Annotated in this window: 32 protein-coding genes; all 32 read right to left on the bottom strand. The window is 50.4% G+C overall.

All coding sequences use genetic code 11. The features are described 5' to 3' along the window. Positions 1-18 precede the first annotated feature (18 nt). Entirely contained in the window at positions 19-684 is a 666-nt protein-coding gene (locus C0081_RS04000; RefSeq protein WP_101532526.1) for an HAD-IA family hydrolase, read from the bottom strand. A gap of 59 nt (positions 685-743) precedes the next feature. Beyond that, on the bottom strand, positions 744-1,757 hold the full coding sequence (locus tag C0081_RS03995; RefSeq protein WP_101532525.1) for an RluA family pseudouridine synthase: 1,014 nt from the start codon (positions 1,755-1,757) through the stop codon (positions 744-746). A gap of 18 nt (positions 1,758-1,775) precedes the next feature. Continuing rightward, entirely contained in the window at positions 1,776-2,153 is a 378-nt protein-coding gene (crcB, locus tag C0081_RS03990) for a fluoride efflux transporter CrcB (RefSeq protein ID WP_101532524.1), read from the bottom strand. Next, the gene (locus tag C0081_RS03985) at positions 2,150-3,493 is read right to left on the bottom strand and encodes a replication-associated recombination protein A (protein WP_425349444.1); all 1,344 of its coding nucleotides are present in this window, start codon (positions 3,491-3,493) and stop codon (positions 2,150-2,152) included. Before C0081_RS03985 ends, crcB begins: the two co-directional genes overlap by 4 nt. Before the next feature lie 3 nt (positions 3,494-3,496). Next, entirely contained in the window at positions 3,497-4,906 is a 1,410-nt protein-coding gene (locus tag C0081_RS03980) for a DegQ family serine endoprotease (protein ID WP_101532523.1), read from the bottom strand. A 213-nt stretch (positions 4,907-5,119) separates the two neighbouring features. Next, the gene (gene rplQ, locus C0081_RS03975) at positions 5,120-5,542 is read right to left on the bottom strand and encodes a 50S ribosomal protein L17 (RefSeq protein WP_101532522.1); all 423 of its coding nucleotides are present in this window, start codon (positions 5,540-5,542) and stop codon (positions 5,120-5,122) included. A gap of 135 nt (positions 5,543-5,677) precedes the next feature. Beyond that, positions 5,678-6,694, bottom strand: coding sequence for a DNA-directed RNA polymerase subunit alpha (locus C0081_RS03970; protein WP_101532521.1), 1,017 nt, complete (start codon positions 6,692-6,694; stop codon positions 5,678-5,680). 75 nt (positions 6,695-6,769) lie between these two features. Next, positions 6,770-7,159, bottom strand: coding sequence for a 30S ribosomal protein S11 (gene rpsK, locus C0081_RS03965; RefSeq protein WP_101532520.1), 390 nt, complete (start codon positions 7,157-7,159; stop codon positions 6,770-6,772). 60 nt (positions 7,160-7,219) lie between these two features. Next, positions 7,220-7,588 carry a 30S ribosomal protein S13 gene (gene rpsM / locus C0081_RS03960; protein WP_101532519.1) on the bottom strand — a complete coding sequence of 123 codons (369 nt, stop codon included), beginning with the start codon at positions 7,586-7,588 and terminating at the stop codon, positions 7,220-7,222. A 346-nt stretch (positions 7,589-7,934) separates the two neighbouring features. After that, positions 7,935-8,507 carry an adenylate kinase gene (locus C0081_RS03955; protein ID WP_101532518.1) on the bottom strand — a complete coding sequence of 191 codons (573 nt, stop codon included), beginning with the start codon at positions 8,505-8,507 and terminating at the stop codon, positions 7,935-7,937. After that, positions 8,504-9,835, bottom strand: coding sequence for a preprotein translocase subunit SecY (secY, locus tag C0081_RS03950; protein ID WP_101532517.1), 1,332 nt, complete (start codon positions 9,833-9,835; stop codon positions 8,504-8,506). The genes C0081_RS03955 and secY overlap by 4 nt, the downstream gene beginning before the upstream one ends. 151 nt (positions 9,836-9,986) lie before the next feature. After that, on the bottom strand, positions 9,987-10,454 hold the full coding sequence (gene rplO / locus C0081_RS03945) for a 50S ribosomal protein L15 (RefSeq protein ID WP_101532516.1): 468 nt from the start codon (positions 10,452-10,454) through the stop codon (positions 9,987-9,989). Between the two features lie 16 nt (positions 10,455-10,470). Continuing rightward, positions 10,471-10,668 (bottom strand): 50S ribosomal protein L30, encoded by a 198-nt coding sequence (gene rpmD / locus C0081_RS03940; RefSeq protein ID WP_101532515.1) that lies wholly within the window; start codon positions 10,666-10,668, stop codon positions 10,471-10,473. 46 nt (positions 10,669-10,714) lie between these two features. Continuing rightward, on the bottom strand, positions 10,715-11,269 hold the full coding sequence (gene rpsE / locus C0081_RS03935) for a 30S ribosomal protein S5 (protein WP_101532514.1): 555 nt from the start codon (positions 11,267-11,269) through the stop codon (positions 10,715-10,717). Positions 11,270-11,311: 42 nt separating this feature from the next. After that, positions 11,312-11,674: a 50S ribosomal protein L18 gene (rplR, locus tag C0081_RS03930; protein WP_101532513.1), complete on the bottom strand. Its 363-nt coding sequence runs from the start codon at positions 11,672-11,674 to the stop codon at positions 11,312-11,314. A gap of 12 nt (positions 11,675-11,686) precedes the next feature. Then, positions 11,687-12,220 (bottom strand): 50S ribosomal protein L6, encoded by a 534-nt coding sequence (gene rplF, locus C0081_RS03925; protein ID WP_101532512.1) that lies wholly within the window; start codon positions 12,218-12,220, stop codon positions 11,687-11,689. Positions 12,221-12,264: 44 nt separating this feature from the next. Continuing rightward, positions 12,265-12,663 (bottom strand): 30S ribosomal protein S8, encoded by a 399-nt coding sequence (gene rpsH, locus C0081_RS03920; protein WP_101532511.1) that lies wholly within the window; start codon positions 12,661-12,663, stop codon positions 12,265-12,267. 13 nt (positions 12,664-12,676) lie between these two features. Next, the gene (rpsN, locus tag C0081_RS03915; RefSeq protein ID WP_101532510.1) at positions 12,677-12,982 is read right to left on the bottom strand and encodes a 30S ribosomal protein S14; all 306 of its coding nucleotides are present in this window, start codon (positions 12,980-12,982) and stop codon (positions 12,677-12,679) included. Between the two features lie 29 nt (positions 12,983-13,011). Beyond that, the gene (rplE, locus tag C0081_RS03910; RefSeq protein WP_101532509.1) at positions 13,012-13,569 is read right to left on the bottom strand and encodes a 50S ribosomal protein L5; all 558 of its coding nucleotides are present in this window, start codon (positions 13,567-13,569) and stop codon (positions 13,012-13,014) included. Next, positions 13,562-13,879, bottom strand: a complete 318-nt coding sequence (gene rplX, locus C0081_RS03905) for a 50S ribosomal protein L24 (protein ID WP_101532508.1) — start codon at positions 13,877-13,879, stop codon at positions 13,562-13,564. The genes rplE and rplX overlap by 8 nt, the downstream gene beginning before the upstream one ends. Next, a complete protein-coding gene (gene rplN, locus C0081_RS03900; RefSeq protein ID WP_101532507.1) occupies positions 13,879-14,247 on the bottom strand; it encodes a 50S ribosomal protein L14 in 369 nt (122 codons plus the stop codon). The genes rplX and rplN overlap by 1 nt, the downstream gene beginning before the upstream one ends. 69 nt (positions 14,248-14,316) lie before the next feature. After that, the gene (gene rpsQ / locus C0081_RS03895; RefSeq protein WP_101532506.1) at positions 14,317-14,562 is read right to left on the bottom strand and encodes a 30S ribosomal protein S17; all 246 of its coding nucleotides are present in this window, start codon (positions 14,560-14,562) and stop codon (positions 14,317-14,319) included. Positions 14,563-14,572: 10 nt separating this feature from the next. Beyond that, positions 14,573-14,773, bottom strand: coding sequence for a 50S ribosomal protein L29 (rpmC, locus tag C0081_RS03890; protein ID WP_101532505.1), 201 nt, complete (start codon positions 14,771-14,773; stop codon positions 14,573-14,575). Between the two features lie 20 nt (positions 14,774-14,793). Further along, positions 14,794-15,207: a 50S ribosomal protein L16 gene (gene rplP / locus C0081_RS03885; RefSeq protein WP_101532504.1), complete on the bottom strand. Its 414-nt coding sequence runs from the start codon at positions 15,205-15,207 to the stop codon at positions 14,794-14,796. A gap of 34 nt (positions 15,208-15,241) precedes the next feature. After that, a complete protein-coding gene (gene rpsC / locus C0081_RS03880; RefSeq protein ID WP_101532503.1) occupies positions 15,242-15,967 on the bottom strand; it encodes a 30S ribosomal protein S3 in 726 nt (241 codons plus the stop codon). After that, positions 15,967-16,347: a 50S ribosomal protein L22 gene (rplV, locus tag C0081_RS03875; RefSeq protein WP_101532502.1), complete on the bottom strand. Its 381-nt coding sequence runs from the start codon at positions 16,345-16,347 to the stop codon at positions 15,967-15,969. Before rplV ends, rpsC begins: the two co-directional genes overlap by 1 nt. Further along, positions 16,347-16,625: a 30S ribosomal protein S19 gene (gene rpsS / locus C0081_RS03870; protein ID WP_101532501.1), complete on the bottom strand. Its 279-nt coding sequence runs from the start codon at positions 16,623-16,625 to the stop codon at positions 16,347-16,349. Before rpsS ends, rplV begins: the two co-directional genes overlap by 1 nt. Positions 16,626-16,635: 10 nt before the next feature. Beyond that, complete coding sequence (gene rplB / locus C0081_RS03865; RefSeq protein WP_101532500.1) at positions 16,636-17,469, bottom strand: 50S ribosomal protein L2; 834 nt, start codon at positions 17,467-17,469, stop codon at positions 16,636-16,638. A gap of 24 nt (positions 17,470-17,493) precedes the next feature. After that, entirely contained in the window at positions 17,494-17,787 is a 294-nt protein-coding gene (locus C0081_RS03860; protein WP_101532499.1) for a 50S ribosomal protein L23, read from the bottom strand. Then, on the bottom strand, positions 17,784-18,404 hold the full coding sequence (rplD, locus tag C0081_RS03855) for a 50S ribosomal protein L4 (RefSeq protein ID WP_101532498.1): 621 nt from the start codon (positions 18,402-18,404) through the stop codon (positions 17,784-17,786). The genes C0081_RS03860 and rplD overlap by 4 nt, the downstream gene beginning before the upstream one ends. Then, a complete protein-coding gene (gene rplC / locus C0081_RS03850; RefSeq protein ID WP_101532497.1) occupies positions 18,404-19,123 on the bottom strand; it encodes a 50S ribosomal protein L3 in 720 nt (239 codons plus the stop codon). The genes rplD and rplC overlap by 1 nt, the downstream gene beginning before the upstream one ends. 24 nt (positions 19,124-19,147) lie before the next feature. Next, positions 19,148-19,456, bottom strand: a complete 309-nt coding sequence (gene rpsJ / locus C0081_RS03845; protein WP_090072145.1) for a 30S ribosomal protein S10 — start codon at positions 19,454-19,456, stop codon at positions 19,148-19,150. Positions 19,457-19,539 lie beyond the last annotated feature (83 nt).

Here is a 19,539-nt window from a genome sequence, read left to right as displayed (position 1 = left end):
CTCATGCGCTCTGTTGATTTATGAAAAGCTGTTTAGCAGAGTGTGCAGTGCCTTGTAATCATCCACCATATGATGAGCGCCGGCACCGGTTAAAATGTCATCGCTATGGTAGCCCCAAGTCACACCGACACCCGTCACGCCCGCATTGACGGCCATTTCCATATCATAGCTGGTGTCGCCAATCATATAGGTGCTATCTGGTCCGACACCGGTCTGCGCCATCGCTTGCAAAATCATGCCCGGATTGGGTTTGGACGGCGCTCTGTCCGCAGTTTGCACCGTAACGAAGTGATCATGCCACCCACAGACATCAAACATATGCAATACACCGCGATAGGCTTTTCCCGTAGCAATACCCAGCAGCACATCATCCTGCTGGGACAATGCCTCGATGACCTCTCGCGCACCGTCATAAAGCGACTCTTGAGTGCTCCCGGATTCACGTTGTGAGATCACATGATCTTTGTAGCTTTCAACCAAAATGTCGCGACGTTCGATTGAGATGTCGGGGGCAAGCATTTCAATTGCTAGCGGCAAAGAAAGACCAATGATGGATCGGGTGGCAGCCGCAGTCGGGGCCTGCATGTCATTTACCCCGAACGCATGATCCATGCCCTCGACGATCACATGCTGGCTATCCACAATCGTCCCGTCGCAATCAAAAATAAACAGCTTCAGACTCATGAAATTCCGTATCCTATATGTGACGAAAATCTGACACAAAGACTCAATCAGTAAACAGATCAGTCCTCATTGCCCAGTTCTTCCTCAATATCGGGGTCATATTGCGTGACATCAAACCCGAGCAGATTCCATGTCTGCTGCATATGAGGCGGCAAGGGAGCAGTCACATCCAATACGCCGCCATTGGGGTGCGGAATACGGATGCGTCTTGCGTGAAGATGCAGTTTTTTCTGTATACCACCCGGAAATTCCCAATTCTCTACGTTGAAATATTTGGGATCGCCAATAATCGGGGTTTCCATGTAGGCGGCATGAACACGCAGTTGGTGCGTTCTGCCTGTCACGGGCTTGAAGGTCACCCAAGCCATCTTCTGGCCCACCTGATCCACAACAGCATAATGGGTCAACGCATGTTGGGCACCATTGTCGCCATGCTTGGCAACGCGCATGCGGTCGCCATCCTCTGCCTGATATTTGGCAAGATATGTTGACACCCGCGCCTGCTTGGGTTTTGGCACGCCGCGCACCAAGGCCCAATAGGTTTTTTGTGTGGTACGCTCACGGAATGCTTTGGTCAGTGCCGTGGCAATGGAGCGTCTGCGCGCCACAACCAAAACACCGGAAGTATCCCGATCGAGCCGATGCACCAAACGCGGTTTTTGACCATATTTGTCGGTCAGCGACTCCAACATCCCATCCACATGACGGGTCAAGCCTGAACCTGCTTGTACAGCCAAACCCGCAGGTTTGTTAAAGACAAAAATATCCTTGTCTTCATAAAGCAAAATAGATTTCAAAAAATCTTCATCACGATCATCGACGCGCGGCATAGCCCGTTTGGGCGCGTTGGACTCGGACTTTTCATCGGTCGCCAACGGTGGAATACGCACTTGCTGCGCCTTCTGCAGACGCGCGTTGGTTTTCACTCGTTTGCCGTCCACACGCACCTGTCCGGTCCGCATCAGCTTTTGCAACTGACCGAAAGACAGGCCCGGATAATGTTCCTTGAACCAGCGGTCCAGCCGCATGCCGTCTTCTTCGCCAGTTACTTCACGAAATTGAATCGTTGCCATTGCGTCTACTCACTCACATCATACAAGAGCGCGTGCTGCGCTCAGGCCGGCAAAAAGGGCCACAATACCGCCAGCAAGCGACAGTGCAACATAAAAAAGGGCCATTCCCATCTGCCCGCGTTCGGTCAATACGACCACATCCAGCGAGAAAGTCGAGAATGTTGTAAAACCACCCAACAGGCCCGTCGTCAACAACAGGCGCACCTCAGTGCTGGCGTTGAACCTCAATGCCAACATTTCGATCAAAAGCCCCATCAGGAAAGACCCGCCTATGTTGCAGATGATCGTACCATACGGAAAGTCGCTACCAAAAGACCGCAAAGCAAGCATGCCGACAAGATGGCGCGCGCTGGCACCGGCCGCACCACCCAGTGCGACGAGTAGAAAATGGTTCATTTATTCCGTTCCAATCGTAGACGAGACCAATAGTCCAAGCGTTTGCGCAAGTCACGCTCGAATCCGCGTTCCACCGGCTCATAAAAGGTTTTTCGCCCCATTTCAGTGGGGAAATAGTCCTGCCCCGAAAAAGCATCAGGTTCGTTATGGTCATAGCGATAGCCATCGCCATAACCTTCGTTGGCCATCAGCTTGGTTGGCGCATTCAAAATATGCTTGGGTGGCGGCAAGGACCCACCCTTTTTAGCGCTCCCCATTGCTGCGATATAGGCCATTTTTGCCGCATTGGACTTAGGAGCAGTTGCCAGATAAATAACACATTGCGCCAGCGCATAGCATGCTTCAGGCATACCAATGAGTTCATAAGCCTCTCTTGCGGCCATCGCCTGTACCAATGCGCTGGGGTCAGCGAGACCAATATCTTCTGATGCGATGACAGTCATCCGGCGCAACAGAAACATTGGGTCTTCCCCTGCATCCAGCATCCGGCACATATAATAAAGGGAGGCATCTGGATCAGAACCACGAATGGATTTATGCAAAGCCGAAATCAGATTGTAATGCCCGTCAGCGGACTTATCATAAACGGGAGCCCTGCGCTGCAAGATCGCACCCAATTGCTCTGCAGTGAAGACCTCACCCTCATGAGCGGCACGCCAGATCTCTTGCGCCAACGTAAGCGACGAACGCCCATCTCCATCGGCCATACGCACCAATGCCGCACGGGCCTCAGCATCCATCGGCAAAGGTTGCCCCAAGGACTCTTCGGCTCTTTCCAGCAACTTGCTGATCGCGTCATCGTCGAGGCTCTTGAAAGTCAAGACCTGAGAACGCGATAACAAAGCCGCATTCAGCTCAAACGAAGGGTTTTCCGTTGTTGCACCGACCAACACCACAGTGCCATCTTCCATAACGGGCAAAAAGCTGTCTTGTTGAGCCTTGTTGAAGCGATGAATCTCATCGACAAACAACAGGGTTGTTTTGCCCATCCGACGCCGGTCTCTCGCCGCTTCGAACACCTTTTTCAAATCGGCTACGCCGGAGAAAATAGCCGAAATTTGTTCAAAATGAAGATCTGTACCATCCGCCAGCAAACGCGCAACCGTGGTTTTGCCCGTGCCGGGGGGGCCCCATAGGACAAGACATCCTAGCGAGCCACTTTTCAGCATCCGCGTGAGAGTGCCATCTTCCCCAACAAGATGATCTTGCCCGACCACCTCATTGAGATGTGAAGGGCGCAAAAGATCAGCCAAAGGACGCATTGCGCCCTCCCCAATCGCATCGGCTCGTTTTGCGCCGATGGGGGCTTCTAACCCTGCTTTATCAAACAAATTACTCACGATTTATCCGCTGATCACTGTCTTGATGAGCTTGCCTTCTCGTTCAATCTCAAGCCGCCAAAGGCGAAACTTCTGATCGCACAAAATTTTCATAACTTTGGTATTACGGATAAACTCTCCATTGATCCGCCGCACAATATCACCGGCCTTGACACCAAGGCGCTGGGCGGTTGAACCCTGAGCTACGTGGGAGATCACCACCCCCGTCATACTGGTTTCAAGCCCCAATTCTTGCGCTACAGCGGGTGATAGATTGAGAATTTTGGTGCCAGAGAAAGGAGAATAACCAGCAATCTCGCGTTCATCACGCAAAGGTTTTTCCGGTGCAGCAACAGCTTTCAGGGAAATCTGTTTTTCGCTCCCCTGCCGCAAGATCGTCAACCGAACCGTTTCACCAATACCCACGGTGGTGAAACGATACCCGAATCCATCAGGGCTGTTCACGGTATTATCGTTGACCTTGAGGATCAAATCGCCCACCTGTAACCCAGCCGCTTGAGCCGGCCCCGCTGGATCAATTTCGGTAACCAAGACGCCCTGCGGACGATCCATGCCCAACCCTTCGGCAATATCAGCAGACACCGTTTGAAGATTGCCGCCAAACCAGGCCCGTTGGACTTTATTGCCTGATATCGCGGCTTCTGCAACCACACGCACCATATTTGCGGGAATAGCAAAACCGATACCGTTAGACCCACCAGACCGTGTAAAAATGGAACTGTTAATCCCGACCAACCGACCCTTCATATCCACCAAAGCACCGCCACTGTTGCCAGGATTAATCGCTGCGTCGGTCTGAATGAAAAACTGATAGTCGGTAACACCCACCTGCGTTCGGGCAAGCGCAGAGACAATGCCACTGGTTACCGTCTGGCCGACACCGAACGGATTGCCAATGGCCAGAACCAGATCGCCAACCAACAGATCATCAGAATCGGCAAATTCGAGTGACGGAAACGGGTGTTTTGCGTCACGGACCTTAAGAATGGCCAAATCGGTCCGCTCATCGTCCAAAACCACATCGGCTTCAAACTCGGACCGATCAGACAACGCAATTTTCACCTCTGTCGCACCATCAATCACATGATGGTTGGTCACAATCACCCCAGACGGATCAACAATAACACCAGAGCCAAGTGACCGCTGCACGCGCTCGCGGGGTTGACCAATGCCTCCATTACCAAAGAACCGCTGAAAGAAGGGATCATCAAAAAAAGGCGACCGACTGCGTGCCTGCACCTTGCGGGTCGCATAGACATTGACCACAGCTGGCGCAGCAGATTGAACCAACGGCGAAAAACTGAGCTGCATCTCCATTTTGCTGGACGGAACTTTATCCTGAGCAAGAGCGGTCCCCAAACTCATCACAACAGCAACAAAAACAACAGCAGAGCGTTTAAACAATCGTTTCATTCTGGCACCTATTAATACTGATTTTCTGACCCAAAACTTTGGTCAACCATAGAACGAGTCGCAGAATATTTGGGCCAAATTACGAACAAAAATCAGGGTGTTCGCAAAAATAGAGACCCACCAAATACGATCCTACTCGACTTGAAACATAAGCATAAAACAAAAAAGGGGTGGCAAAGCCACCCCTTTTGAATTGTATCAGCAAGCACTCACTTACGCTGCATCTTCAACAGCGTCAACATTTTGGCTAGGGCCGGAGTCTTTGCCGCGGGCTTCTGGATCACGATCCACAAGCTCGATCACCGCCATTGGTGCATTATCACCATAACGGAAACCAGCTTTAAGAACGCGGGTGTAACCACCATTACGATCTGTGTAGCGAGCACCCAGCGTGTCGAACAATTTTGAAACCATGTCTTTGTCACGGATTTTAGAAATTGCCTGACGACGCGCATGCAAATCGCCGCGCTTTGCCAAAGTGATGAGTTTGTCTGCGATTGGGCGAAGTTCTTTCGCCTTAGGCAGGGTGGTAACAATCTGCTCATGCTTAATCAAAGCGGCTGCCATGTTGGCGAACATCGCTTTACGATGAGATGAGGTACGATTGAGCTTGCGACCTGATTTGCCGTGGCGCATTGCTCTCTCCTTTATTATGTCCGGCGGCTCCAAACCGCTGGTGTGAATCCTTTGAATTTCTCGAAGAAAAATCCAATTTATATACCCTGACACACATTCCAAATACACGCTCCAACGGAGCGCGCAAAATGCGTGTTAGTATTGATCTTCGTAGCGCTTGGCAAGATCATCGATATTCTCAGGCGGCCAAGCCTGAACTTCCATGCCAAGATGCAATCCCATCTGTGCAAGAACTTCTTTGATCTCGTTAAGCGACTTACGCCCAAAGTTCGGAGTACGAAGCATTTCCGCTTCCGTCTTCTGGATAAGATCGCCAATATATACAATGTTGTCGTTTTTCAGGCAGTTTGCCGAACGAACAGACAATTCCAACTCGTCTACTTTTTTCAGCAGTGCTGGATTGAATGCCAATTCCTGGGTCTGTTCCTGAACAACTTCTTTCTCTGGTTCTTCGAAGTTGACAAAGATAGACAACTGATCCTGAAGAATACGCGCAGCAAACGCTACAGCATCATCAGGTTTGATTGATCCATCCGTCTCAATATTCATGATGAGCTTATCATAATCGAGAACTTGACCCTCACGGGTATTCTCAACCTTGTAAGCAACACGCTTAACCGGAGAATAAAGACTGTCCACTGGAATCATACCGATCGGCGCATCATCCGGACGATTCTGTGTTGCCGTTACATAACCCTTACCGCTATCGACGGTAAATTCCATGCGCAGCTCCGCACCCACATCAAGGTTACAAAGAACCAAGTCCGGGTTTAGAATTTCTACATCCCCAACGACCTGAATGTCGCCAGCCCGAACAACCCCTGGACCTTCTTTACGAAGAACCATACGTTTTGGGCCTTCAGTTTCCATCCGTAGCGCGATTTCTTTAACGTTCAGGATCAAATCCGTCACATCTTCACGTACGCCAGAAATTGAAGAGAATTCGTGCAACACACCATCGATTTGAATGGCGGTCACAGCTGCACCTTGCAAAGAAGACAGCAAAACACGACGAAGGGCGTTACCCAAAGTCATGCCAAAACCGCGTTCCAAAGGCTCGGCTACCACAGTGGCGAGACGCAAGTCGTCGTCGCCCGGAGTGATCTCGAGCTTGGTTGGCTTGATGAGTTCTTGCCAATTTTTCTGAATCACGTCTCAACCCTTTCTATCTCGGGGAGATGCCCCGCAAAATCCTGCTCTAAGGAGTTGCAGGGAACCTGAAAATTATTAGACGCGACGACGCTTACGCGGACGACAGCCATTGTGCGGAATTGGGGACACATCACGAATAGACGTGATGGTGAAACCAACTGCCTGCAAAGCGCGCAGGGCAGATTCACGACCTGAACCAGGACCGCGGACTTCAACTTCAAGAGTTTTCATACCATGCTCAGCTGCTTTTTTACCGGCATCTTCGCCAGCCATCTGAGCGGCAAATGGGGTGGACTTACGAGAGCCCTTGAAACCCATAGTACCTGCTGAAGACCAAGAAATTGTATTTCCCTGTGCATCAGCGATGGTGATCATCGTGTTGTTGAATGTCGAATTTACGTGCGCTACGCCGGACGTAATATTTTTACGAACGCGACGCTTAACGCGCGAGGCATCTTTTGCCATCTTAAAACCTCGATCTCTACACCGCCGTACTTCCAGCGGCTCCACCGGATAAACCGTGGATTATTTCTTCTTACCAGCAATCGCTTTCGCAGGACCCTTACGGGTACGTGCGTTAGTGTGTGTGCGCTGACCACGAACAGGCAAGCCACGACGATGACGCAGGCCGCGATAGCAGCCAAGGTCCATCAGACGCTTGATGTTCATAGATGTTTGACGACGAAGGTCCCCTTCCACGGTGTAACCGGCATCGATTACTTCGCGAATTTTAAGAACTTCGGCATCAGAAAGCTCGTTCACACGACGCTCTGGAGCGATGTTAACTTGTTCAACAATTTCCTTGGCAAATTTAGCACCAATGCCATGGATATATTGAAGCGCGATAATCACGCGCTTGTTCGTCGGTATGTTGACGCCAGCAATACGGGCCACGTCGTTCTCCTTGTACCAGCTGGATGAAACCATCCGCTGCAAGTGATATACATCTTCCCCCCATCCTTAGTGGGTTGCCCCACTTAATGGTAGAAGACAATTTTTTTGATTCTTGGTTCAATTAGAACGCAAAAAATGTGTCCGAAAGCAAAGCCTCCGAACACGGATCACGGATTAACGTGATTAGCGCCGGTTAGTACCGGATTCTTCGGGGGCGAGTCAACCGCAAATCGTTACACTGCGACATATAAGGTCATTGAACACCAAGTATTGCCTCGAGAAACGGCATATAATACTCAAATGACTTACCCGAAGGAAAAAGCGTTTTAGCTTTGTAGAAAACATCCTAGCTAGACAGAGAGTCCTTAATGGATGCCGCGACAGAATCGATATCCTGCATACCATCAATGGTCTTTAGAAGACCAGTCTTGGCATAATAGTCCACCAAAGGCGCTGTCTGGGCCCTGTAAATGTCCAAGCGCTTCTTCAACGCTTCGGCATTGTCGTCAGCCCGCGGGCCTCCTACGGTCTCAGCAGCACGTTTAACAATACGATCCAACAAGATACTCTCGTCGACACGAATTTCGACGACAGCATCCAAATTCAGATTCTTCTCGGCTAACATCGTATCCAGAGCTTCTGCCTGAGCGATCGTCCGCGGAAACCCATCAAGGATAAAGCCATTTGCACAATCTGGCTCTTCCACCCGATCGGAAATAATTGCACAAACGATATCGTCAGAAACGAGTTCACCTCGCTCCATGATTTCTTTTGCCTTAATACCCACCGCAGTCTTGGCAGCGACTGCAGCGCGCAACATATCACCAGTGGATAGTTGTGTGATACTGAAGCCATTGACCAAGCGCTCGGCCTGCGTACCCTTACCTGCTCCTGGAGGTCCAAGCAGTATTAATCTCATCGACGTTTTCCCCTCAGCTTCGATTTTTTGACGAGCCCTTCATACTGATGAGCCAACAGATGCCCCTGAACCTGAGATACAGTATCCATAGTCACGCTGACCACAATCAACAGGGACGTGCCCCCGAAATAGAATGGAACGCCAGTAGCCGAAATCAAGAACTCGGGCAAAAGACAAACAAGAACCAGATAAATCGCACCCAAAACAGAAACGCGAGTCAATATCCGGTCGATATATTCAGCTGTCCTCTGACCTGGCCTGATCCCAGGAACAAAACCACCATGTTTCTTCAGGTTATCCGCCGTCTCTTGCGGATTGAACACGATAGCTGTGTAGAAGAAAACAAAGAACACAATCAAGGCAGCATAAAGCAGCATATACAGAGGTTGACCATGCCCAAGCAGCGCAGTCACTGTATTGAGCCAATCTGGCCCCTGCCCTGAAGCGAAGTTGGCAACCGTAACAGGCAAAAGCAACAAGGATGAGGCAAAAATAGGTGGAATAACACCAGCCGTGTTCAGCTTCAGAGGCAGGTGAGAAGAATCACCTTGAAACATCTTATTGCCGACTTGTCGCTTTGGATACTGGATGATCAAACGCCGTTGCGCACGTTCCATGAACACGATAAACGCAATCACGACAATCACAACCACCAACAGGGCCAAAATAATTGCGGTCGACAAAGAACCCTGACGACCCAATTCCAACGTATTGGCAAGTGCTGAAGGCAAACCTGCGACAATACCGGAGAAAATGATAAGAGAAATACCATTACCGATGCCGCGCGCAGTGATTTGTTCGCCGAGCCACATCATAAACATGGTGCCGCCAACCAGCGTCAACACAGCAGTGAAACGAAAGAACATACCAGGGTCGGTCACGATATTACTGGAACCTTCAAGCCCAACAGAAATACCATAGGCCTGAAGCGTAGCAAGGAACACCGTACCATAGCGGGTATATTGGTTTATAACCTTGCGGCCGCGCTCACCATCTTTTTTCAACTGTTCAAGGGTCGGATTAACCGTTGTCATCAGCTGAATGATAATGGAAGCGGAAATATAAGGCATGATCCCGAGCGCAAAAATGGCCATTCGACCAACGGCGCCACCAGAGAACATGTTAAACAAACCAAGAATGCCATTTTGATTGGCATTGAAGGCTTGAGCCAAGGCTTCTGGATTAATCCCGGGAAGCGGAATGTATGTACCTAGACGATAAACCAACAAAGCACCCAGCGTAAACCAGATGCGTTTCTTAAGCTCTTCTGCCTTTGCAAAGGCGCCAAAATTGATATTGGCGGCGAGTTGTTCTGCTGCCGAAGCCATTGTTTACTCCGCTTATAGCGTTCATTTGGAAGCCATTGTTGACTTTGCAAATATAGGGACGCCAAAACAAATGTATAGGGCGTGGTGAAGGATCATCCCTTCACCACCGCCCTAAAACGCAAAAAGGAGGGCTCAAACGAGCCCTCTTCTCTTATTCTGCTTCGCCGAGGATCTTTACAGATCCGCCAGCTTTTTTTACAGCTTCGATGGCAGCTTTCGAAGCTCCTTCAATTTCGAAGGAAACTTTCGAAGTCAACTCACCGTCGCTAAGCAAACGCACACCATCCAAAAGACGACGAACGACACCAGCTTCTTTAAGAACGGCAACTGTAACAGGTGCAGAAGCGTCCAGTTTGCCGGCATCAATTGCCTGCTGAACGCGGCCAACACAGACCGTGTTGAAGCTCTTAGCGAAAATGTTATTAAAGCCGCGCTTAGGCAACCGGCGATGCAACGGCATCTGACCGCCTTCAAAGCCCTTGATAGCAACACCCGAGCGAGACTTCTGTCCTTTGACACCACGTCCGCCGGTTTTACCCATGCCAGACCCGATGCCGCGACCGACGCGCTTGCGAGAATGCGTAGCGCCGTCGTTATCGCGAATTTCGTTGAGTTTCATACTACTCTCCCGCCCCTTAGGCCTCGTCCACTACGCGGACGAGGTGAGAGACTTTAGCGATCATGCCGCGAACTGACGGAGTGTCCTCCAGCGTACGACGACGATGCAATTTGTTCAGGCCAAGACCAACCAGCGTAGCACGCTGATCATTAGGCCGGCGCAGAGGGCTACCGATCTGTTCAACAGTAACAGTGCCCTTTTCCTTGTTAGCCATGTCAGGCTCCTCTAATCTAGGGATGGAAAGATCGTGCTGCTAGCTATTAGCTATCAGCACGTCCTCCATCAACGACACGACGACGAGCCTGGAGCGTGGAAACCTTGAGACCACGGCGAGCCGCAACGCCACGAGGGCTATCTTCGGCTTTCAGCGCATCAAAGGTCGCACGAACCATGTTGTAAGGGTTGGAAGTGCCAATTGACTTGGCAACAACATCCTGCACACCCAGTGTTTCAAACACTGCACGCATAGGACCACCCGCGATAATACCAGTACCCGGAGGTGCTGCACGCAGAACAACTTTACCAGCGCCATGGCGACCAGCAACATCATGATGCAAAGTGCGACCCTCACGAAGGGGGACACGAACCAAATTGCGTTTAGCAGCTTCAGCCGCCTTACGGATCGCTTCCGGCACTTCACGTGCTTTACCGTGACCAAAGCCAACGCGGCCCTTTTGATCACCAATTACCACGAGCGCAGCAAAACCGAAACGACGCCCACCTTTAACCACTTTAGCAACGCGGTTGATGTGGACTAGTCGGTCGACGAATTCGCTTTGCTCTTCACGATCATTACGATCATTTCTTTTGTTCATGAGCTTTTCTTCTCTCGTCAAAGCAATCGGTTGCCCGACGCGTTAGAAATTCAATCCGCCTTCGCGCGCAGCATCTGCGAGCGACTTGATGCGTCCATGGTAGATATATCCACCACGGTCAAAGACCACGTCCTTAAGACCGGCTGCTACTGCGCGTTCAGCGAGTAGCTTACCAACTTCAGAAGCGGCGGCTGTGTCCGCGCCGGTCTTCAGCTTATCACGCATATCTTTTTCGATAGAAGAAGCCGCTACAACTGTAACGCCTTTAACATCGTCAATAATCTGCGCATATATATGCTTGGAAGACCGGTTTACACTTAAACGCGGACGGCCGTTGGCAGTCTTTTTCAGGGCGCGACGTACACGTGCACGACGACGCTCAAACTGAGATAGTGCCTTCGCCATAATTAGGTTCCGTTACTTCTTCTTACCTTCCTTGCGGAAGATATATTCATCACTATATTTAACGCCTTTGCCTTTGTAAGGCTCTGGCGGGCGATATTTGCGGATTTCTGCAGCAACTTGGCCAACGGCCTGCTTGTCAATTCCGCTCACAACGATTTCAGTCGGCTTTGGACAAACCACCGAAACGCCTTGTGGAACTTCATAGACAACATCGTGAGAGAAACCAAGTGCCAATGAAAGATCTTTGCCTTTCATCTGTGCACGATAACCAACACCGTTGATGTTGAGTTTCTTTTCGAAACCCTCAGAAACACCAGTAAGGATGTTGAGAAGCTGGGTGCGGGTCATACCCCACAGAGACCGCGCAGTCTGAGACTTGCTGCGTGGCTCTACCAGAATTCCATCATCCGTCATTTTGACATCGACATCATCGCTAAGCACAAAGGAAAGTTCTCCCTTTGGGCCCTTCGCTTTGACGGTTTTGCCATCAATTGTTGCAGTAACACCAGCTGGGACTGCAACAGGCTTTTTGCCAATTCGTGACATAAAACTACCCTGTCCGGAACTTGAGTAATAAAGTTAGTACCGCATCAGAAGACGCGGCACAAAACCTCACCACCTACGTTGTTTTCACGAGCGTCATGATCAGCCATCACACCTTTAGGTGTAGAGACAATCGACACGCCAAGACCGTTTTGAATGCGAGGAATATTCTTCACAGACGCATACACACGACGACCAGGCTTGGACACGCGTTGGATTTCACGAATCACCGGCTCTCCATCGAAGTATTTAAGCTCGATTTCAAGCTCGGACTTGCCGCCTTCGAATTCGACGGTGGTGTAGCCGCGGATGTAACCCTCTGCAGCCAATACGTCAAGCACACGCTGACGTAATTTGGAAGCAGGAGTGGAAACTTTCGTTTTGCTACGCATCTGCGCATTGCGGATGCGGGTCAGCATATCCCCGAGAGGATCGGTCATTACCATAAAACCGCGCTCCTTACCAGCTCGACTTAACTAGGCCAGGGATCAAACCCTCGCTGCCCAGTTCACGAAGCGAAATACGTGACATCTTCAACTTACGATAATAACCACGCGGACGCCCGGTTACTTCACAACGGTTGCGGATGCGGATGTTTGCGGAGTTGCGCGGAAGCTCGGCAAGCTTCAAACGAGCCTTAAACCGCTCTTCGAGAGACAGCGACTCGTCTTTTGCCATGGCTTTAAGTTCAGCACGCTTTGCAGCATACTTTGAAACCAGGCGTACGCGAGTCTTGTTCTTTTCGACAGCGCTCTTTTTAGCCATTACTTTTTCCTCGTACTTTCCGCCGTGCCTTAACGGCTGAACGGGAAGTTGAATTCGCTCAGAAGAGCACGTGCGACTTCATCGTTGTTTGTAGAAGTACAAACGATGACATCCATGCCCCAAATCTGATCAACTTTGTCATAATCGATCTCTGGGAAAACGATATGCTCTTTAAGGCCCATGGCATAGTTGCCATTGCCGTCGAAGCTTTTCCCATTCAGACCACGAAAGTCACGTACGCGAGGCAGTGCAATCGTGATCAAACGATCAAGGAATTCATACATGCGGTCGCCGCGCAGCGTAACTTTAACGCCGATAGGCATACCTTCACGAAGCTTAAAGGTCGCGATAGATTTACGCGCTATGGTCACCACTGGTTTTTGACCAGCAATGGCTTCCAGATCACCCAAGGCAGATTTAATCTTCTTGGAATCACCAACAGCTTCACCAACACCCATGTTCAGGACAACTTTTTCAAGTTTTGGCATCTGCATAGCATTACCAAACTCAAATTTTTCCTGCATCTTGGCGCGGATAACGTCTTCGTATTGCGTCTTAAGACGCGGAGTGTAAGCAGCCTCAGCCATCAATCACATCTCCTGATCGTTTGGCAACGCGCACTTTAGTGCCGTCTTCCTTGACAGTGAAACCAACACGCGTTGGCTTGTTGTCTTTTGGATCAGCGATCGCCAGGTTAGACAGGTGAATAGCAGCTTCTTTATTGATGATGCCGCCTTCTTGACCCTGTGTCTGACGCTGATGGCGTTTGACCATGTTAACACCGCGCACAATAGCCCGCTCTTCAGCAGGTATCACTTGCACGATCTCACCGCTCTTGCCCTTGTCTTTACCGGCAAGAACAATGACGCGATCACCCTTTTTGAGCTTCGCAGCCATTATAGCACCTCCGGAGCAAGGGAAATGATTTTCATATGATTGTGAGCACGAAGCTCACGAGGAACCGGGCCGAAAATACGGGTGCCGATTGGTTCCTTATTGTTGTTCACCAGAACAGCTGCACTGCGGTCGAAACGGATGACGCTTCCGTCGGGACGACGAATAGCATGTGCGGTACGAACCACAACTGCCTTCATCACGTCGCCCTTCTTAACGCGCCCACGCGGAATTGCTTCCTTGACAGAAACGACAATAATGTCGCCGATGCCAGCATATTTCCGTTTGGAGCCGCCGAGCACTTTGATGCACATGACACGACGTGCGCCGGAGTTATCCGCGACGTCAAGGTTTGTTTGCATCTGAATCATGACTGGCCGCCTTTTTTATTGTCCCGAAACACATGACGGTGTCGGGATTACGTCCAATTGCGAAAAGGTTTAAGCGGAAGGAAGTTCCTTGCCCACTACGACCCAGCGTTTTGATTTCGAAATCGGTGCAGTCTCTTGAATGTAGATCTGATCACCAATTTTGAAGGAATTACCTGCATCGTGGGCCTGATACCGTTTTGAACGACGCACAGTCTTCTTAAGAAGAGGGTGCGTAAAACGGCGTTCGACCTTTACGACGACGGTCTTGTCCTGCTTGTCGCTAACGACGAGACCTTGCAAAATTCTTTTTGGCATCCCGTCTCTCCTATTCTGCTGACGCAGCGCGCATTTCGCGAGCAATCGTCATCAGGCGTGCAATGTCACGGCGAACCTGCCGAACACGCACGGTGTTTTCTAACTGACCAGTAGCCCGTTGAAAGCGCAGATTGAACTGCTCTTTCTTCAGTTTTTCCAACTCATCAGTAATTTGGTCCGACGTCATCGCGCGGACATCTGATGCTTTCATGGGTCTTTCCCTTCACACCGTTAGTCGGCGATGCGCTGTACGAAGCGTGTCTTAATAGGCAACTTCGCAGCAGCAAGCCGCATGGCTTCCCGCGCTACGTCGAGCGGTACACCATCAATTTCAAACATAATCCGGCCCGGTGCTACGCGAGCTGCCCAATATTCAGGAGAACCTTTACCTTTACCCATACGGACTTCGGTAGGTTTCTTGGATACTGGAACATCCGGAAAAATACGGATCCAAACACGACCAGCACGCTTCATGTGACGGGTCATAGCACGACGCGCAGCCTCGATCTGACGAGCGGTGACACGCGAAGGCTCCTGAGCCTTCAGACCGTAGGCACCAAAAGTGAGCTCAAAGCCCCCTTTAGCATTGCCATGAATACGGCCCTTGTGCTGCTTGCGGTATTTTGTGCGCTTAGGTTGCAGCATGGTTTTTCTCTCTTAACTCAGCTAGTGACCAACATTAAGCAGCAGGCTTGTTGCTACGACGACGCTGGTTGCTGTGGTTATTGCCACCATCCTGGCCTTCAGTAGCGCGTTTCTCAGAGGCCATTGGATCATGTTCCATGATCTCGCCTTTGTAGATCCACACTTTGATGCCGGAAATGCCATAAGCCGTCAAAGCTTCTGCAGTGCCATAATCAATGTCAGCGCGCAGCGTATGCAGTGGAACGCGACCTTCACGATACCATTCGGTACGTGCGATCTCGGCACCACCCAAACGGCCTGCACAGTTGATACGAATGCCTTCCGCACCCATCCGCATAGCGGATTGGACGGAACGTTTCATCGCACGACGGAAAGCAACGCGGCGTTCCAACTGTTGAGCGATGGACTGAGCAACCAAGTTAGCATCCGTTTCCGGTTTGCGCACTTCAACAATGTTGATGTGTACATCGGAATTGGTCAATTTGCCGACCTGCTTGCGAAGCTTTTCGATATCGGCGCCTTTTTTGCCGATAACGATGCCCGGACGTGCAGAATGAACAGTCACACGACACTTTTTGTGCGGACGCTCGATCACAATCTTGGAAACAGCAGCCTGCTTGAGAAGCTTGGTCAGCATATTACGAATGGCATAATCTTCATGAAGAAGGTTACCATATTCGTTTTTAGTTGCGTACCAGCGAGAATCCCAAGTCCGGTTGATGCCCAGACGAAGACCGATCGGATTTACCTTATGTCCCATCAGGCTGTCTCCTCGATTTCACGAACCACAATCGTCAGGTTGGAAAACGGCTTGAGAATTTTGCCAACACGACCACGAGCACGCGGCTGCCAACGTTTCATCACAAGTGCTTTACCAACATAGGCTTCCGCGACAACCAAAGCATCAACATCCAACTCGTGGTTGTTTTCAGCGTTAGCAATTGCAGACTCCAAACATTTTTTTACATCACCAGCAATACGCTTGGATGAGAAGGTCAAGTCAGCCAAAGCTGCGTCGACTTTCTTGCCCCGAATCATTGCTGCGACAAGGTTCAGCTTCTGGGGAGAGGTACGAAGCATACGGCTGATTGCTTTTGCTTCGTTGTCTTTCAGAACGCGTGCGCGTTTTGCCTTACCCATTATTTCCTCCTCGCCTTCTTATCGGCCCCGTGACCGTAATAGTTACGGGAGGGAGAAAATTCGCCGAACTTGTGACCGACCATCTCTTCAGAGACTGAGACCGGTACATGCTTCTGACCGTTATACACACCAAAGGTGAGTCCCACAAAGTGAGGCAAGATTGTGGAGCGTCTGCTCCACGTCTTGATCACTTCGTTCCGACCAGAAGAGCGAACCTTGTCTGCCTTCTTCAGAAGGTATCCGTCTACAAACGGACCTTTCCAAACAGAACGTGCCATCGGTTAACCCTTATTTCTTGCGCTGATGCCGACTACGGACAATAAACTTGTCAGTCGACTTGTTACTGCGAGTACGCTTACCTTTGGTAGGTTTACCCCATGGAGATACAGGGTGACGACCACCAGAAGTACGGCCTTCACCACCACCATGAGGGTGATCTACCGGGTTCATAACGACACCGCGCACTTCTGGACGTTTACCGAGCCAACGGTTACGACCAGCTTTACCCAAATTGATGTTGCCATGATCCGGGTTCGACACAGCGCCAACACTTGCCATGCAAGTACCGAGCACCAGCCGGGTTTCACCCGATTTAAGACGAACGATCGCATAACCCTGATCACGTCCCACCAGCTGTGCATACGCACCTGCTGAGCGAGCAATCTGACCACCTTTGCCAGGTTTCATTTCCACGTTGTGGACAATGGTACCGACTGGCATGTTGGACAGCGGCATTGCGTTGCCTGGTTTGATGTCGGCTTTGTTAGAAGCAATAACCTTGTCGCCAGCGCTGAGGCGCTGAGGTGCAAGAATATATGCCTGCTCACCATCATCATATGTAACCAGAGCAATAAATGCCGTACGGTTAGGATCATATTCCAAACGCTCAACCGTGCCTTCAATGTCGAACTTGCGACGCTTGAAGTCGATCATGCGATAGGTGCGTTTATGTCCGCCACCACGACGACGTGCCGTGATGCGACCATAGTTGTTACGACCGCCAGACTTGGTCAAACCTTCAGTCAGCGTTTTGACCGGCTTGCCCTTCCAAAGGTCAGAGCGGTCAACAATAACCAACTGACGCGTGCCTGGGCTCGTCGGTTTAAAGGTCTTGAGTGCCATGACTTAAAGCCTATCCCGCGTTCCTTAAAGACCCGTCGTGACGTCGATTGTTTGGCCCTCTTGAAGGGTAACAATCGCTTTTTTCACGTCGACCTGTTTACCCATAATGCCTTTAAAGCGTTTTGCCTTGCCCTTACGGACCAAGGTGTTAACACTTTTGACTTTAACGGAGAACAGAGCCTCTACTGCGGCCTTAATTTCTGTTTTAGTCGCATCCTTGGACACGTTGAAAACGACCTTGTCCTGTTCGGACTGGATGGTTGCTTTCTCGGTGATTACCGGGCTGCGGATGATATCGTAATGACGAAGGTTGGTCATTTGAACCGTTCCTCCAGAGCATCGATCGCGGCCTTTGTCAATACAAGCGTATCACGACGCAGAACATCAAGAACATTGATACCCTGTACCGGCAACACGTCGATACCGACGATATTACGGGCAGCTTTTGCGAAATTCTCGTCAACGTCCTTACCGGAGATGATGAGAGCATTAACAATGCCCAGACCAGAGATCTGTTTTTTGACCGCTGCAGTCTTCGCAACATCAGACTTCACATCATCAAGAATAATAAGACTATCATTCTTGAGTTTGGAAGACAAAGCGTGCTTGAGAGCAAGGGCACGAACTTTCTTAGGCAGTTCGATCGAATGATCACGAACAACCGGACCGAAAGCACGACCACCACCACGGAACTGAGGCACTTTTTTATTGCCGTGACGAGCACCACCAGAGCCCTTCTGACGAAGGTATTTCTTGGTTGTACCAGTAATTTCCGCACGAGTCTTGGTTTTGTGCGTTCCGGCCATTTTTTTCATCTGCTGGTAACGAACCATACGGGCAATGATGTCCGCACGAGGTTCGAGGCCAAAAACAGAGTCAGAAACGGCAACGGAACCAGCTTCTTTACCATCGAGGGTTTTAACTTGCAGTTCCATTATTCAACACCCTCCACAGCGACGGCTTCAGCAGCAGGTGCTGCAGCAGCGCGGATGGCACCAGGAACAGGAGCCTCGGCAGGACGAGCACGCTTAACAGCGTCCTTGATCAGAATCCAGCCACCCTTGGAACCAGGTACAGCACCCTGCACCAGAACCAGACCACGCTCAGCATCGGTCTTGACGACCTTCAGATTTTGCGTCGTCACACGGGTTGCACCCATGTGGCCAGCCATTCTCTTGCCTTTGAAAACCTTACCAGGATCCTGACACTGACCAGTCGAACCGTGGGAACGGTGAGAAACAGATGTACCATGAGAGGCACGTCCACCACCGAAGTTGTGACGTTTCATGGCACCGGCAAAGCCTTTACCAATCGACGTACCGACAACATCCACATGCTGACCAGCAACGTAATGATCCGCGGTAATCTCAGCGCCGACATCGATAAGATTGTCTTCGCTGACACGGAATTCCGCAACTTTACGTTTCGGTTCCACCTTTGCTACGGCGAAGTGGCCGCGCATTGGCTTAGAAACGTTTTTAACTTTAGCTTTACCGACACCCAACTGAAGTGCTGTATAGCCGTTTTTTTCTGCAGTTCGTTGTGCAACTACCTGGCAATTCTCAACTTTGAGAACCGTTACCGGAATATGTTCACCGGTTTCGGTATAAATGCGGGTCATTCCCAACTTCTGCGCGATCACACCAGAACGCATGGCTACTCTTGCCCCTCGCTCACGTTAGAGCTTTATTTCAACGTCCACACCGGCCGCAAGATCAAGCTTCATAAGCGCATCAACCGTCTGTGGAGTCGGGTCAATGATATCGAGAAGACGCTTATGCGTACGGATCTCGAATTGCTCACGGCTTTTCTTGTTTACATGCGGCGAACGGTTGACAGTGAACTTCTCGATATGGGTCGGAAGAGGAACCGGACCACGAACATTGGCGCCTGTGCGCTTAGCAGTGGAAACAATTTCTTTAGCCGACGTATCGAGAATGCGATGGTCGAATGCCTTAAGGCGAATTCGAATATTCTGACCGTTCATATTTTCAACCTCAAAAGACTGGGATGCAATGGAGCGATCCTTCGCACCCCTGCCCTAATGATTACTCGACGATAGAGCCAACG

Source organism: Cohaesibacter celericrescens (assembly GCF_002866925.1).
Classification (GTDB): Bacteria; Pseudomonadota; Alphaproteobacteria; order Rhizobiales; family Cohaesibacteraceae; genus Cohaesibacter; species Cohaesibacter celericrescens.
Note: the sequence above shows the minus strand (reverse complement) of the source record. Positions and strands in the feature narration are given on the sequence as shown.